Origin of the sequence: Mesobacillus sp. S13 (genome assembly GCF_020422885.1) — a bacterium.
In the GTDB taxonomy this organism is placed as follows: domain Bacteria; phylum Bacillota; class Bacilli; order Bacillales; family Cytobacillaceae; genus Mesobacillus; species Mesobacillus selenatarsenatis_A.
In genome coordinates, this window is the sequence record NZ_CP084622.1 from 3,085,813 (window position 1) to 3,100,370 (window position 14,558).

Sequence of the window (14,558 nt, forward strand, 5' to 3'; positions counted from 1 at the left end):
CCTTCCTTGCCGAGCGAAAAAGAAAAGGGCAGCCATGGTCTATTTTATATCTACAAGCAATGTGTTTTAGCCGGGAAATTGAACCAGTTTCAGCCTCGGGTACCCTCCAACCTAGAAAACCGCTTCATTTTCATTTGGAAATGCCATACAAGGCGCATTCTGGTTAGCGTATGCACTCTATCTATTTCCGGCCGATATGCACGGCTGCTACCCCGCCGCTATACGGCTTATATTCAACATTGACGAATCCTGCTTCCGTAAACATTTTTGCAAGTTCCTTCATACCAGGAAAGTCTTTTGCGGATTCCTGAAGCCAGGAATACTCATCATAGCTCTTAGCAAACAGTTTGCCGAACATCGGCATCACAAACCTGAAATATAAACGGTATGCTTGCTTGAAGCCTGGCATTGTAGGCTGGGACGTTTCGAGGCATACTGCCATCCCGCCCGGTTTAAGAACTCTATGCATTTCACGCAGCACCTGATTGTAATCAGGAACATTTCTTAAACCAAAGCCAATCGTTACATAATCAAAGCTATTATCCTCAAATGGGAGTTCCATTGCATTACCGTGGATTAGAGTTGCCTGGTCCAAGTTGCGGGCCTGTAATTTCTCCTCACCTATTTTGAGCATATTTTGGCTAAAATCAAGTCCAACCACTTCGCCATCTTTTCCGGCAGCTTCCGCAAGCGCAATCGTCCAATCAGCGGTACCGCAGCAAACATCCAGGGCTTTGGAACCCTTTTGGACGTTCATCTTTTTCATTGTGTCATTGCGCCATTTAACATGCTGCTGAAAACTGATGACAGAATTCATTTGATCGTAATTCTCATAGATTTTTTCAAAGACTCCATGAACACGTTGTTCTTTCGATTGCTGCATTGCATTACCCTTCTTCCGCGAATTTTTTAGACATGGTCTGATGCTGCCCTGCAATCAGGTCTAACCGTTCCATCAGCAAGTTGTTCATCCCTGGCAGCTTCTTTAACGCTGCATTGATCTTTGTCATTGAAAATTCAATATAGCGTGTGCAAATTGTTAAAAGGTATTTTTGCTGTTCTGAAGAAAGTTCTGTTGAACTCTGGTCCATTTTTGGCAGAGCAATCTTTTTCAGCGCATTGAAAACCAGTGAACCGCCGGAATTAATGAACCTTGTTTCTTCTGATAGGAGCCTTTTGACAAAAAGCCAATTAGAAGCGAATTCAAACCATTCAGCTGCATCAAAATGATCAGCGACCTTGCCTAAAAGAGTCGATTCAATTAATTTTACACTTTCCATTAATTTATCGATTGCTTCGGCTTCTTTTTGATACAACAGAATTTTCTGTTCATTGACTTCTTTTACGCCAGAAGCCAAAAGCTTGATCATTTCTATATCATCCACATCAGCCAGCAGCTTGTAATATAGGCCGCTGAAATAAATCCCGGCGAGAACCGTCAGCTGGCGGCGCTTATGGCTTTTATCCTCTTCACCTGGTTGTGAGTTATGGACCTGCTCATGGGTATCAAGGGCAATTTGCAGGAGCATTGTGGTCACTGTATAGTTCTTCGCTCTCTCCTGATTGACTTCCTTCTGTTCCATCAATGAGGTGAGCAACAAGAGCCGATCATCATCGATAAAAGGAGATTCTACATGCTCCAGCAAATAAGGATGTGAAAGTTTTTCGAGAAGAAGCTCTCTGGTGCCATCTAATTTGTTTTGTAAATCTAGCAAATAAATCACCCTTGTTCCCCTTATTTATGTTGGATTGCCGGCGGCGAGCATAAATTGTTTTATTTTGAAAGCCTGCTATTTACAAATAACCGGCCTATATTTACAGACATAAAAAAAGCGCCTAAATAACTATTTTTGCAATTGTACCGAACATTCCAAGGCAGTGACAATTATATCACAAATAGTAAAAACATGAACGTGATATTCTAAATTAAGTACTTTTTACGAAAAACTGAGCTTGATTTTGTAACAAAATAGTTGATTTTGGACTAATTTACTTCTTCTCACTTACTATTTCACCGAAAGGAGTGACTATTTTTGCATGCCCTCTGATTTTGATGGCCGAAGTGTGTTCTGTAAATTGCGCAATCATCACTTCACCCTGGTCAAGCTTTTCTGAATGATGGAATCGCGTATCAGTCCCTCTTGTAAGACCAATTACATTCACACCATCCTCGATGGCCTTGATTACTACATAATCCGTATTGACGCTTTGTTTCTTATCCATTATTATCCCCCTAACAAGAAAGAATATGACGTATTAGGCAAGCACGTTGTCTTAGTTTATTTATAATATAGCAAAAGGCTAAAAGAAATACTTTCAGCCTTCGACATCTTTGAATGTGCTTTTTAAGATTGTGTTATCAAAGCTCTTTAATCTTTAATCAATGAGAGAATCTCTGCTCTAGCATTTACATCCTCAGCGAGGGTTCCTCTTACGGCAGATGTAACTGTCTTTGAGCCGGGCTTTTTGACCCCTCTCATCGTCATGCACATATGCTCAGCTTCTACGACTACCATGACACCATGGGGATCCAGTTTTTCCATGATGGAATTCGCGATAGTGGATGTGATTCTTTCTTGCAGCTGAGGCCTTTTAGCCACTGCTTCTACCGCTCTAGCAAGCTTGCTGAGCCCTGTCACCTTGCCGCCTCGTGGAATGTAAGCGACATGCGCCTTGCCAAAGAAAGGTACTAGATGATGTTCACACATAGAATAGAAAGGGATATCTTTGACCAAAACCAGCTCCTCGTGGTCTTCGCCAAAAATCGTTTCAAAATATTCTTTCGGATCTTGATTCAACCCTGAGAAAACTTCTTCATACATCTTTGCGACCCGCTTGGGAGTATCCAGCAAGCCTTCCCTGTTAGGATCTTCACCGACTGCTTCTAATATTAAACGTACCGCTTCTTCGATCTGGGCACGATTGACGTTTGTCATCTGCGTTTCCTCCTATGATCCATCAATCTCATCATAATCCTGCATAGTTAAACAACTATTAGATTATAATATTTTCATCTTAGCATAACCAATTCTCGGCAGGCAAAACTTAATATTCAACTTCAAAGAAAAAAGACCGCGAATAGGTCGCGGCCTTTAGGGTTTAGCATACGCTCAGTGCGTCGTATGTAATTATTTCACTGCATCCTTAAGTGCTTTACCTGGTTTGAAAGCAGGCACCTTGCTTGCAGAGATTTCGATTTCATCACCAGTTTGTGGGTTGCGGCCTTTACGGGCTGCGCGCTCACGAACTTCGAAGTTACCAAAACCGATTAATTGTACTTTGTCCCCATCTTTTAATGCATTTAAGATTGAATCAAAAACAGCGTCAACTGCTTTTGTTGCATCTTTCTTAGAAAGCTCGCTCGCTTCCGCAACTGCATTGATAAGTTCTGTTTTGTTCATGCCATTCACCTCCTCCCAAAGAGATCCCATTGCTCAGAAATTAAGCATCTTAACTACATTTCTAAACAAAACATGTGAATTCTATACGTTGTTGATAGATTTTTTATCTAAGTTTGCAAAAAACTAGGATAAAGAAACCTAAAATCGCTTAAAACCCTGTTATATAAGGGTTTTTAAGCAGCAACGCTAATTCTGTTAAAAGATTATCATAATGTTTTCCTCTTATCAAGATAATTTCAAGAAATAATGGGAATCTTTTCTTCTTTGAAACATATTTGTAATATGTTGACCCTAATTCATTACCCGGAACTGGTTCGACCAAACATGATATATTGAACTTTAAGTCTTTTATCCTGGATTTTAAAGCAAGTTTCAAGGAATCCCCTTATATTTTCACGACTAGTAAGTTATATTAGAAGAGCAATAATGCCCAAAAAAGAAATTGAGTAAGGATATTAACCTTTTGCAAGACAAACAAAAAGACTCCCAAAAGGAGTCCCATTATAATATGATTGCTATTAATCCACCGGAACCTTCGTTGATGATTCTTTCCAGCGTCTCTTTTAATTTATAACGTGCATTTTCAGGCATCAAGCTCAATTTAGCCGAAATTCCTTCCCTGACGATTGAACTCAGGCTTCTGCCAAAGATATCCGAATTCCAGATTGACAGCGGATCATCTTCAAAATCCTGCATCAGATAGCGAACAAGCTCTTCACTTTGTTTTTCTGTGCCGATGATAGGCGAGAATTCTGATTCGACGTCCACTTTGATCATATGGATTGATGGAGCTACCGCCCTTAAACGGACTCCGAAACGCGATCCCTGGCGGATAATTTCTGGCTCTTCCAGGCTCATATCCGTCAATGAAGGTGAAGCAATGCCATATCCTGTCTGTTTAACCATTTTAAGTGCATCAGAAATTTGGTCAAACTCTGTTTTTGCATAAGCGAACTCTTGCATTAGCTCAAGTAAATGATCCTTACCACGTATCTCGACGCCCACGATTTCTTTCAAGATTTCGTCGTAAAGGTCGTCTGGAGCATACAAGTCGATTTCGGCCACACCCTGGCCCATTTCAATTCCTGCAAGGCCAGCCCTGTCAATGTATTCAAAGTCACTGAATTGGTGGACGACCCTGTCTACATCGCGCAGCCTCTTAATGTCCTTCACTGTCTCCTTGACAGCTTCCTGGTAGCTTTCACGCAGCCAGTGATTCTCCCTGAGGACCATCACCCAGCTTGGCAGGTTGACGTTCACTTCAAGCACAGGGAATTCATACAACGCTTCCCTCATGACACTCATCACATCAGATTCACGCATGCTTTCTACACTCATTGCCAGTACCGGGATATCGTATTTATCCGCTAACTGGGCACGCAATGTTTCTGTGTTTGGATGGTAAGGCTGTGCACTGTTCACAACCATAATGAACGGCTTGCCGACTTCCTTGAGTTCTTCAATCACTCTTTCTTCTGCTTCAATGTAATCTTGTCTTGGGATTTCCCCAATTGTCCCATCCGTCGTGATGACGACGCCAAGTGTGGAATGTTCTTGGATAACCTTCCTTGTTCCAATTTCAGCTGCTTCATGGAAAGGGATTGGCTCCTCATACCAAGGCGTGTTGATCATCCTCGGTCCATTCTCATCCTCATAGCCCTTTGCTCCTGGAACTGTATACCCAACACAATCTACGAGCCTGATATTTACATCCAGGCCTTCATCCACATGTACAGATGCTGCCTGGTTAGGCACGAATTTTGGTTCAGTCGTCATAATCGTTTTACCTGCTGCACTTTGCGGCAGCTCATCAAGCGCTCTGGCTCTATCGGCCTCATTATTGATATTAGGTAAAACCACCAGCTCCATAAATTTCTTAATAAAAGTGGATTTTCCAGTGCGGACCGCACCTACAACCCCCAGGTAAATATCGCCGCCCGTTCTCTCGGCGATATCCTTAAAAATATCTACCTTTTCCAAGTGATCCCCTCCCGATCATAGAGTTAGTGGGAATAAATTCATCCAAATTAGTAATCTGGGACAGTATATATTTATGATGTTGTCCTATATCAATATGACAATTTTTTATTTTTTTACCCCCTTAATTTTGATTTCACAAAAGAATCCTTCAATTCCCATATATGAGAACAATTGATATCTTTTTTAAGGTAAAAAAACCCTGCTTCTACAATATATTTTGCAGAAGCAGGGTTATGACAAATTTATTAGAAATGCGCTAGAGCTCAGTCGCCGGCATGCACCCGCTTTAGTCCTTGACCAAAAAGACCGGTTCATTGGTCTCCTTATCTATGGAATAAGGCAAAGAATAGGCTGGTACGAACATAGAATTATCTACGAGGATATCACGTATATCCTCACCCTCTTCAAGTTCTTTTTTTGAAGATTGAATAGCCTGGTAGAGATCACTTCGGTAATCCACATATATTTCCCCATCAGCAGAGATGATAAAATGCAGATTCTGGTTTGTAAACGGGCTTACCACTACAGGCTCCTTTTTATAGCCAATCTTTTTGAAATCGAGAGTGTACAGATTTTCTGCAATCCTTTCCTTGAAAGGAGGGTATCCAGATGCATTGATTCTCATCTTTATCTCACGAATTGTCTCTGCCATCCTCAAATCGAGGAGCTTCACTGTAGGATTTGTTTCCGCATCTACAAGGACATATTGAAACAAGCCGCCATTTTCATAAGCATTGCCAGGGGCCTCAGCGATAAATCTCGGAACGATTTTCTTAAAATCTATTGGATACTTTTGATAAATCGGTGTTTCTGCATGCTTCGTCTTAATTGGCAGCAAGCCGCCATTTGCTTCCTTGTACTGATCAACTGCTGACTGGACACTGTCTAATTGGTCCTTATAGGGTACCTGATTCTGTACAAGCTTTTCTTCCGGATACATACAGCCAGTCAATGTAAACAAAACCATGATGACTGACAAATAAAATCGGATTTTTTTCATTGATCCCAACCCTTAATCCTATGTATTTTATTCGCTCGTCGGGCCGCTGAAAACGACAAAGAAAATGATCAGCCCTGCGATAATCATCAATATGTAAGCAATGATTGCTGTGGCTATCTTGAAGAAGCCTTTTAACTTATAGCGGCTTAGGTATATGGCAAACAAAGACAATATCATACTGCCCATACCAACAAAAGAAATATACATCTTCAATAATGCGGGTGACACAATAAACCCCTCCCTTTTCCGAGAAGTATTATACCACAAGGTGCAAACGTGAGTGCAAATAAACCTAAATAAAAGCAAAAAAAGCTGAGGTAAAGAAGGGGCGGACAACTTTACCTCAGCCTACATGACTAAATACCCTAACACCCAGTTCAAACCACCAGTTTGCTTCGTTGCATCTTATGCAAGCATGAGAGAAATCGCATCCTCGAATGCCCATATTAGCAACATTATTCATTAAAAATTTTTACAGTCAGATTTTCCCGCCAAGAATGTCAGCCAGATCTTCCATCTCGTGAGTTTTTTCCCTCGACATCAGCCCATCAACAGCGTCCTTTGGATTGACGTCATTGAATAGAATGCTGTATAGCGCATTCGTAATCGGCATATTGACTCCGTACTTTTCTGCGAGCTGATAAGCAGCCTTCGTTGTACGTACTCCTTCTACGACCATTCCCATGTTCTCAAGGACTTCCTCAAGGTTCTGGCCTTTACCAAGCAGGTTTCCTGCCCGCCAGTTCCTGGAATGGACACTTGTACATGTAACAATCAGATCCCCGATTCCGGTCAAACCAGAAAAAGTCAATGGACTTGCTCCCATTTTGACACCCAGGCGGGCAATCTCCGCTAGACCCCTGGTAATCAAAGCGGCTTTGGCATTATCACCATAACCTAATCCATCTGAAATACCGGCAGCAAGAGCAATGATATTCTTAAGTGCCCCGCCAATTTCCACACCAATCAAATCTGGATTCGTGTAAACTCTAAAGTTATTATTGATGAACAGGTCCTGAATTTTTTCAGCTGCTCCCATGTTTTTCGAAGATACAGTAACCGTTGTAGGGTGGCGCAGGCTTACCTCCTCGGCATGGCTTGGGCCGGATAAAACTACAACACTTTCTAACAAGTCCTCAGGCATTTCCTCTTCTATCATTTCAGAAATACGCAGCAAGGAGTCAGGTTCAATCCCTTTGCTGACGTGGACAATGACCAGAGGTCCGGAAGTAACCTCAATCATCTTCCTGATTACTTCACGGATTGCTTTTGTAGGTACCGCCAAAATCACTGTTTTGATGCCAGCCAAGGACTCTTGTAGCGAAGAATGCCCATTGATGGTTGCAGGCAAAGTAATTTCAGGAAGATATTTCTTGTTGGTATGGTGGAGATTGATTTCATCAATTTGCACTGGATTGTGTCCCCAAAGATGAACTTCATGACCATTATCGGCAAGGACCATAGCCAAGGCTGTTCCCCAGCTCCCGGCCCCAAGAACCGCTACTTTCTCACTCTTCCTTTCCATTTAAACCACAACCTTTACCTTATTTTCTTTGTCTCGCAAATATCTTGATTGGTGTGCCTGTGAAATCAAAGGCATCCCTGATCCTGTTTTCAAGGAATCGCTCATAAGAAAAATGCATTAATTCTGGTTCATTGACAAAGACAACAAATGTAGGCGGCTTTACCGACACCTGGGTCGCATAATAAATCTTCAGCCTTTTCCCTTTGTCTGTAGGAGTTGGATTCATCGCAACTGCATCCATGACGACCTCATTCAGGATATTGGTCTGCACCCTCATCGCATGGTTTTCACTTGCCATATCAATCATCGGCATCAATGTGTGAATTCTTTTCTTTGTTTTGGCCGATAAGAAAACAATAGGAGCATAACTCAGGAATTGGAAGTGAGCACGGATTTTTTCTTCATATTCCTTCATTGTCTTTTCGTCTTTTTCGATGGCATCCCACTTGTTGACAACGATAATGACTGCACGGCCAGCTTCCTCGGCATACCCGGCAATATGCTTATCCTGTTCGATGATGCCTTCTTCGGCATTTATGACAACAAGGACGACATCTGAACGCTCGATTGCCCTTAAGGCTCTTAAAACACTGTATTTTTCGGTCGTTTCATATACTTTTCCTTTTTTGCGCATACCGGCGGTATCAATGATCACATATTTTTGACCATCGTAAGTTACTTGCGAATCAATCGCGTCTCTCGTCGTTCCCGCTATATCGCTTACAATGACGCGGTCTTCCCCAAGAATCGCATTCACTAATGAAGACTTCCCAACATTCGGGCGGCCGATCAAGGAAAACTTAATCGCATCTTTATCATATTCGTCTTCCTTCTCCTTTGGAAAATGCTTAGCTGCCTCATCCAGCAGATCACCTAGACCCAATCCGTGAGAACCAGAGATCGGGAATGGCTCTCCAAATCCAAGAGCATAAAAGTCGTAAATCATGTCTCTCATTTCTGGATTGTCAATCTTATTAACCGCAAGGACTACTGGCTTGTTAGAACGATAAAGAATCTTTGCGACTTCCTCATCAGCCGCTGTTACACCCTCTCTGCCGTTAACAAGGAAAATAATTACATCTGCCTCATCAATGGCAATTTCAGCCTGCTGGCGGATTTGGTCCAGAAACGGCTCGTCCCCCAAATCAATACCACCAGTGTCAATAATATTAAAATCATGCGTCAGCCATTCAGCTGAACTGTATATACGATCCCTCGTTACTCCAGGAATATCTTCAACGATCGAAATACGTTCACCAACGATTCGGTTAAAAATCGTAGACTTGCCGACATTCGGACGTCCAACGATAGCTACCACTGGTTTCGTCATGAACATCACCCTTTCAAAAAATTCTATTAGTGTGCAGGTCCAGGACCTGGGCCATAACAATGTCAAACCCGATATTTTTAGTTTTCATCATTAATTTAATATCATCCAAAGGAAGACACTTATAAAATAAACCCTTCTTGGTATACAGAAGGGTCTGGCTTAATCAGTTTATCAAAAGATGCCTTAATCAGGCAATGAAAACATTTCTTGTCAGTGTTTTACAATTATATAGAGCTCTTCTGTGAGCGCATGTGCGATTCCATCAAGGATTGCTTCAAGGTTCGCAGCAACTTTCTCCATTTCTTCCTTTGAATCGCAATGGAAAACGGCTGTTCCAGCTGGCACCTTTTTAGGGTCCGTCGTGATGGCAGCAAGGACGAATTTCTCCAGCATCATTGAGCCCCACTCCCTTCATTGCTCTTTTTTTCGGAAGGCATCCTGATAGCATTCTCCAGTGTCGGCACATCACCTATCACCGTTATTGCACGATCAATATCCCGTTCTTGTGGCAATACAAAAACTCCTACTCTGCCATCGTCAAGATCCCGTTTCGCCAGCGGAACGAGAGCGGGTGTACCTGAATCACGATAAACGCCAAGCGCAACTGACAAATCATGCAGCACAGCCTGCCTCTGTCCCAGATTAGCTATTGTAGACCGCGCATTCATGTTTTTGGGTTTTAAAATAAATCCCATACCATAACGAAGTACTTCTTTCTGCCTCTCTGGGAGGCCGATGTTCATTATATAAATGTTATCTACATACAGCCCTGCACCATCAAACCTTGGTTCCATATATTCGATCTCAACGATGTCCTTCAGCTTTCCGCCAGACATCAGCTTGTGTGAAATGATCACCGCGATGATTGCCGCAATGATCCCAGCCCAGACATTGAAGATCAGGTAGGCAAGCGTGCTGACAAGGGATGTGAAAATCACCAGATAATTGCGGCTCTCGAAAGCGATCGCAATCCCCTCGATATATGTCTTCCCACGTGAAACCAGTTCATAGCTATCGAGTTCGGTCAGAGTATTTCTCTCCATATTCCTGACTTCCCTGAATTGTGACGCAGCAAGCGTCAAGAAGGTAATCGCCGTAAACTCTTCCTCCATGATTGCAGGTCCTGCAACAGTACCAAGACCCGCTGCAATGAATCCAAGAGCTACATGAATGATTTTCCCATGTAAATATGTTGGATACTGACGATAATCGGTTCTCAGCATTAAAAGTCTCGATAATGTCCCTATAGCAATTCCGAATACAATTGGTAACGTATATTCATTCATGAAGTCTTTTGTTCCTCCCCTTCTACTTGATTTATTGTACTGCCAGACATGAGCGAAATCATTGATTCAATTGCTGACCAGGCGAGGAGAAGGCCGAGAGAGATGAACAGGATGTCCATAAAACCCATGGAAGCAGCAGGGTATGGAAAATTGAATTTCCACAGAATCACCGAAAATAAGATATCTCCCTGCAAAAAGCCTGAAACCAATGCTAATATACGGTCTTTCCTTTCTTTATGTAATAGGACTGACAGATAAAAACCTGCTGCCCCAAGCATGATGTTCCGATCGAACAACACCCATACAGGATCGAATAATTCGAAAAGCAAAAAACTTGTGTAGGCAAGCATGATAATGAACGAAGATAAAAATAAATACAGTAATGATCCAGTCTTTTTTCGCCTTGTTTCGAAAAAAATATACAGGCCAATTGCCAAAGCGGATAGATGAATTTCGATGTTCACGAAATCAATTGTGTATGGCGCAACAAGAATAACAGACAGCAAAAGAACAGACCATTTCAGTCTCACCGGATTTTTTTTATTCATGAAGAAAGTAGTCCAAACCCAAGCAATCCAAGCCAGCCAATAAAAGTACAACCCTTCCATTCAACCCCTCCTATCATTTCCATTATGGTAAATCGTTATGTAATTTAATCTTTTTTCACCTAAAGTTTTTTAGCTATACCAGATAAAATAAAGGAGTAACTTTATTTCAGCTGTAAAACAGAAAAGATAGGGAAAACTATGACAGGAAATAGCCCGATCAGCTTGACTATTTCCTGTATCGACTGTAAAAAATTCAGGAGGTGTTAATTATGGGCAAAGACAGACAGGAAAAGAAACTAAAAAAGAGCGGACGAGTGGAGTCTGACCGAGACCAGGCTTTGCATTATCCAGGTGCAACAAAACTGCAAAGCCCTGAAGAAGCACGTTCGTTAAATGACGGCAAGTATAGTTGAGCGCACGACTATCTAGATTTGTAAAAGTGCAATACACTTTAGGGCTGGATTGAAATCGTTCAGATGATTTCAATGAGCAAAATAGCCCCCTGCAATGTCTGCAGGGGGCTAAACCAATTTATTCAGATTAATTTTTTTGCCTTCTAGCAAAAGTACTCGTATCAATCCCTCTTTGCTCAAGCCAGTGGTGAGTTTCTCCTGTTATCACCAAAGGTACGCTTTTTAGCTCACAGATTGTATGTACACCTAATGCAGTCATGATGATTGCCATCTCATCTTTAACCAGATTGATTTCCTTTATTAACTCTTCTGTTCCATTCTCCATCAAAGTCTTAAGCAAGTACCCTGCCATTGCAGCAGCGTCAGCACCAACGGCAAGAGCCTTTACAATATCCAGGCTCGTCTGTATTCCGCCTGAAGCTATAACTGAAAGTTTTTTAGTGGCAGACTTTGTCTCAATAATTGAGGCAGCAGTCGGAATTCCCCAATCCTCAAAAAACGTCAATAACCGATTCCGCCGCTTATTTTCTATTTCCGCAAAATTGGTTCCGCCAAATCCGCCAACATCAACATAGCTTACTCCAGATGCACAAAGCAAAGCAGCGGTCTCTGCTCCGATGCCAAACCCCACTTCTTTAACAACAACTGGGATATCAACACTTTGTTGGATTTCCATGATTCTGGCTAACGCACCTTCAAAATCCCTGTCTCCTTCAGGCATGGTCAACTCCTGAACTACATTCAGGTGAATTTGCAGCGCATCTGCCTGGATCATATCAATTGCTGCACGCGCCTGCACCACTGTTGCTTCACTGCCCAAATTGGCAAGGATAATGCCGTCAGGGTGCATTTCCCTTACAACTTCATAACTTCTCCGCTCGTCAGGATTTTTCAATGCAGCCATTTGCGAGCCAACAGCAATCGCTGATCCAGTCTCCCTGGCTGCTATAGCCAATTCCCGGTTAATTCGAAAAGTTCTCTCTCCGCCGCCGCCTGTCATGGCATTTATAAAAATTGGCGAACTTAAAGAAAGTTCGCCAATTTCAGTCTCCAATTTTACTGAATCAAGTTTTGATCCAGGCAAGCTTTGGTTTACAAACTTAATATCGTCAAAACCGGTTAGGCGTTTTTGGCCTGTTTCAAGGGCATATTGTATATGGTCCCATTTACGTTTTGATCTTGACACGTTATATCACCATTACTGTTTAAGATTCTTTAGCTTGTCTCCGATCATATCACCCAGGCTGAAGCCCTTCGTTTCCTCAGGAAGTTCATAATCGAAAGCCTCATTGCTTTCTCTTTCCTCGAACTCCTTCATGCTGAGTGACAGTCTTTGATCTTCCTTATTTACGTCAAGCACCTTCACTTTTACAGTTTGCCCTTCTTGAAGGACTTCATGCGGCGTGCCGATATGCTTATGAGAAATTTGCGAAATATGGACAAGTCCTTCAACACCAGGGAATACTTCAACAAATGCACCGTATGAAACCAAACGCTTCACAGTGCCTTCCAAAGTGCTCCCCTTCGGAGCTTTCTCATCAATATCCGACCATGGTCCAGGCAGAGTTTCTTTGATAGAAAGTGATATACGTTCATTATCACGGTCTACGCTCAATACTTTAACTTGAACCTGCTGTCCTTCTTCGACAACATCGGATGGCTTTTCTACATGCTCGTGGGAAAGCTGTGAAATATGGACAAGTCCATCCACTCCACCGATATCAACGAACGCCCCAAAATCTGTGATTCTTTGTACAATACCCTCGATAACCTGTCCAGATTGGATAGCTGCAAGCAAGTCCTGCTTTTTCTTTCCTTGCTCTTCTTCCACCACTGCACGGTGAGAAAGAATCAAACGGTTCTTCTCTTGATCAAGCTCTACGATTTTGAAGCTCAGCGTTTTCCCTTTATAATCAGAGAAATCTTCAACAAAATAAGATTCTACAAGAGATGCTGGTACGAAACCGCGGACACCAAGGTCCACTACCAGGCCGCCCTTTACCACATCTTTCACTTCTGCCTCAAATACTTCTCCACTTTCAAACCTACCTTTTAGTTCTTCCCAGGCTTTTTCAGCATCTACTTTTCTCTTCGAAAGAATCAATGCTTCTTCTTCAACCTTTTGCACTTCCAAATCCAGCTCATCGCCGACAGAAACTGCATCTTCTGCTTTTTCAACATGAAGGCTTGATAGTTCACTGATTGGAATGATGCCGTCAAGCTTGCTTCCTTCGATATCTACTAATACCTGCTTTTCTTCCACTTTGGTTACTTGGCCTTTAACTCGGTCTCCAGCCTCAAAGTTTTTTACCTCAACTTGGTTCATATCTTCTGACATATGTACTCCTCCTTAATCCATGACTGCTGCAAATATATGCTTTGTGGCAAAAAGCCACTAAAGAACACAATAATTAGCCACTAAGTGAAAATTCTAAAAATATCTCTTCTTAATAACTTCTTACAAACAGACATTTTTGTCAAGCAAGAAACATTACTTGTATTTGTTAATCAGTGCCTGTATTTCACCCATGATCAGGTCTGTCGCCTGTTCTGCATTTAACTTTTTTTCTTTAATTGATTCCATATCAATTGGCTTCCCATATACCACCTTCAATTTCTTGAATGCTTTGTATGGACCGATGATCGCGCATGGAACGACATGAGCATCAGATCGAAGAGCAAAAAAGCCCGCCCCTGCAAGTCCTTTGCCCATTTCACCTGTCTTGCTTCTTGTTCCCTCTGGAAACAAACCTAAAACCTTTCCATCCTTTAAAATTCCGAGACCTTTCCTTAAAGCCTCCCTGTCGCTCATTCCCCTCTTAACAGGAAAAGCATTCAGGTGAGGAACAATTTTCCCAAGTACCGGTACAGAGAAAAGTTCTTCCTTCGCCATGAAATGGACGGGACGTGGGGCAGTAATTCCTACTACCGGGGGGTCAAGATTGTCTATATGATTGGCACATAGGAGCACACCGCCATCGGCAGGCATATTTTCTTTGCCAATCACCTCAATCCGATAAATTGGACCCAATACAGAGTTAACCAATGACCTTGCAAACGAATAAAACGTCAATT

The 14,558-nt window shown here is 42.2% G+C and carries 17 protein-coding genes; 1 reads left to right on the forward strand and 16 read right to left on the reverse strand.

Going from position 1 to position 14,558, the window contains the following annotated elements; translation table 11 throughout:
- Window positions 1–181: 181 nt before the first annotated feature.
- From LGO15_RS15800 to LGO15_RS15860, 13 genes are all read right to left on the reverse strand, one after another.
- On the reverse strand, window positions 182–883 hold the full coding sequence (locus tag LGO15_RS15800; RefSeq protein WP_167831371.1) for a demethylmenaquinone methyltransferase: 702 nt from the start codon (window positions 881–883) through the stop codon (window positions 182–184).
- 4 nt (window positions 884–887) lie between these two features.
- Window positions 888–1,724, reverse strand: coding sequence for a heptaprenyl diphosphate synthase component 1 (locus LGO15_RS15805; RefSeq protein ID WP_226085242.1), 837 nt, complete (start codon window positions 1,722–1,724; stop codon window positions 888–890).
- A 265-nt stretch (window positions 1,725–1,989) separates the two neighbouring features.
- Window positions 1,990–2,223 carry a trp RNA-binding attenuation protein MtrB gene (gene mtrB / locus LGO15_RS15810; protein ID WP_226085243.1) on the reverse strand — a complete coding sequence of 78 codons (234 nt, stop codon included), beginning with the start codon at window positions 2,221–2,223 and terminating at the stop codon, window positions 1,990–1,992.
- Between the two features lie 146 nt (window positions 2,224–2,369).
- Window positions 2,370–2,936 (reverse strand): GTP cyclohydrolase I FolE, encoded by a 567-nt coding sequence (folE, locus tag LGO15_RS15815; protein ID WP_167831373.1) that lies wholly within the window; start codon window positions 2,934–2,936, stop codon window positions 2,370–2,372.
- A gap of 192 nt (window positions 2,937–3,128) precedes the next feature.
- Window positions 3,129–3,401, reverse strand: a complete 273-nt coding sequence (locus LGO15_RS15820; protein WP_023627533.1) for an HU family DNA-binding protein — start codon at window positions 3,399–3,401, stop codon at window positions 3,129–3,131.
- A 501-nt stretch (window positions 3,402–3,902) separates the two neighbouring features.
- Window positions 3,903–5,381, reverse strand: coding sequence for a stage IV sporulation protein A (gene spoIVA, locus LGO15_RS15825; protein WP_167831374.1), 1,479 nt, complete (start codon window positions 5,379–5,381; stop codon window positions 3,903–3,905).
- A 286-nt stretch (window positions 5,382–5,667) separates the two neighbouring features.
- Window positions 5,668–6,381 (reverse strand): hypothetical protein, encoded by a 714-nt coding sequence (locus LGO15_RS15830; RefSeq protein ID WP_167831375.1) that lies wholly within the window; start codon window positions 6,379–6,381, stop codon window positions 5,668–5,670.
- Window positions 6,382–6,408: 27 nt separating this feature from the next.
- A complete protein-coding gene (locus tag LGO15_RS15835) occupies window positions 6,409–6,609 on the reverse strand; it encodes a DUF2768 domain-containing protein (protein WP_167831376.1) in 201 nt (66 codons plus the stop codon).
- Between the two features lie 250 nt (window positions 6,610–6,859).
- A complete protein-coding gene (locus tag LGO15_RS15840) occupies window positions 6,860–7,906 on the reverse strand; it encodes an NAD(P)H-dependent glycerol-3-phosphate dehydrogenase (protein ID WP_226085244.1) in 1,047 nt (348 codons plus the stop codon).
- 19 nt (window positions 7,907–7,925) lie between these two features.
- Window positions 7,926–9,236, reverse strand: a complete 1,311-nt coding sequence (gene der / locus LGO15_RS15845) for a ribosome biogenesis GTPase Der (protein ID WP_167831378.1) — start codon at window positions 9,234–9,236, stop codon at window positions 7,926–7,928.
- Between the two features lie 210 nt (window positions 9,237–9,446).
- Window positions 9,447–9,632, reverse strand: coding sequence for a capping complex subunit for YIEGIA (locus LGO15_RS15850; protein ID WP_167831379.1), 186 nt, complete (start codon window positions 9,630–9,632; stop codon window positions 9,447–9,449).
- Window positions 9,629–10,522, reverse strand: coding sequence for a YIEGIA family protein (locus LGO15_RS15855; protein ID WP_226085245.1), 894 nt, complete (start codon window positions 10,520–10,522; stop codon window positions 9,629–9,631). The genes LGO15_RS15850 and LGO15_RS15855 overlap by 4 nt, the downstream gene beginning before the upstream one ends.
- Window positions 10,519–11,130 carry a YphA family membrane protein gene (locus tag LGO15_RS15860; RefSeq protein ID WP_226085246.1) on the reverse strand — a complete coding sequence of 204 codons (612 nt, stop codon included), beginning with the start codon at window positions 11,128–11,130 and terminating at the stop codon, window positions 10,519–10,521. The genes LGO15_RS15855 and LGO15_RS15860 overlap by 4 nt, the downstream gene beginning before the upstream one ends.
- A gap of 209 nt (window positions 11,131–11,339) precedes the next feature.
- Between LGO15_RS15860 and LGO15_RS15865 the strand changes: the two genes are divergently transcribed.
- Window positions 11,340–11,483, forward strand: a complete 144-nt coding sequence (locus LGO15_RS15865; RefSeq protein ID WP_167831382.1) for a YpzI family protein — start codon at window positions 11,340–11,342, stop codon at window positions 11,481–11,483.
- A gap of 127 nt (window positions 11,484–11,610) precedes the next feature.
- Here the strand turns inward: LGO15_RS15865 and fni are convergent, their stop codons facing one another.
- The 3 genes from fni to LGO15_RS15880 form a co-directional block, all read right to left on the reverse strand.
- The gene (gene fni / locus LGO15_RS15870) at window positions 11,611–12,669 is read right to left on the reverse strand and encodes a type 2 isopentenyl-diphosphate Delta-isomerase (RefSeq protein ID WP_226085247.1); all 1,059 of its coding nucleotides are present in this window, start codon (window positions 12,667–12,669) and stop codon (window positions 11,611–11,613) included.
- Between the two features lie 12 nt (window positions 12,670–12,681).
- Window positions 12,682–13,821, reverse strand: coding sequence for a 30S ribosomal protein S1 (gene rpsA / locus LGO15_RS15875; RefSeq protein ID WP_226085248.1), 1,140 nt, complete (start codon window positions 13,819–13,821; stop codon window positions 12,682–12,684).
- A 153-nt stretch (window positions 13,822–13,974) separates the two neighbouring features.
- Window positions 13,975–14,556, reverse strand: coding sequence for a lysophospholipid acyltransferase family protein (locus tag LGO15_RS15880; RefSeq protein ID WP_167831683.1), 582 nt, complete (start codon window positions 14,554–14,556; stop codon window positions 13,975–13,977).
- Window positions 14,557–14,558 lie beyond the last annotated feature (2 nt).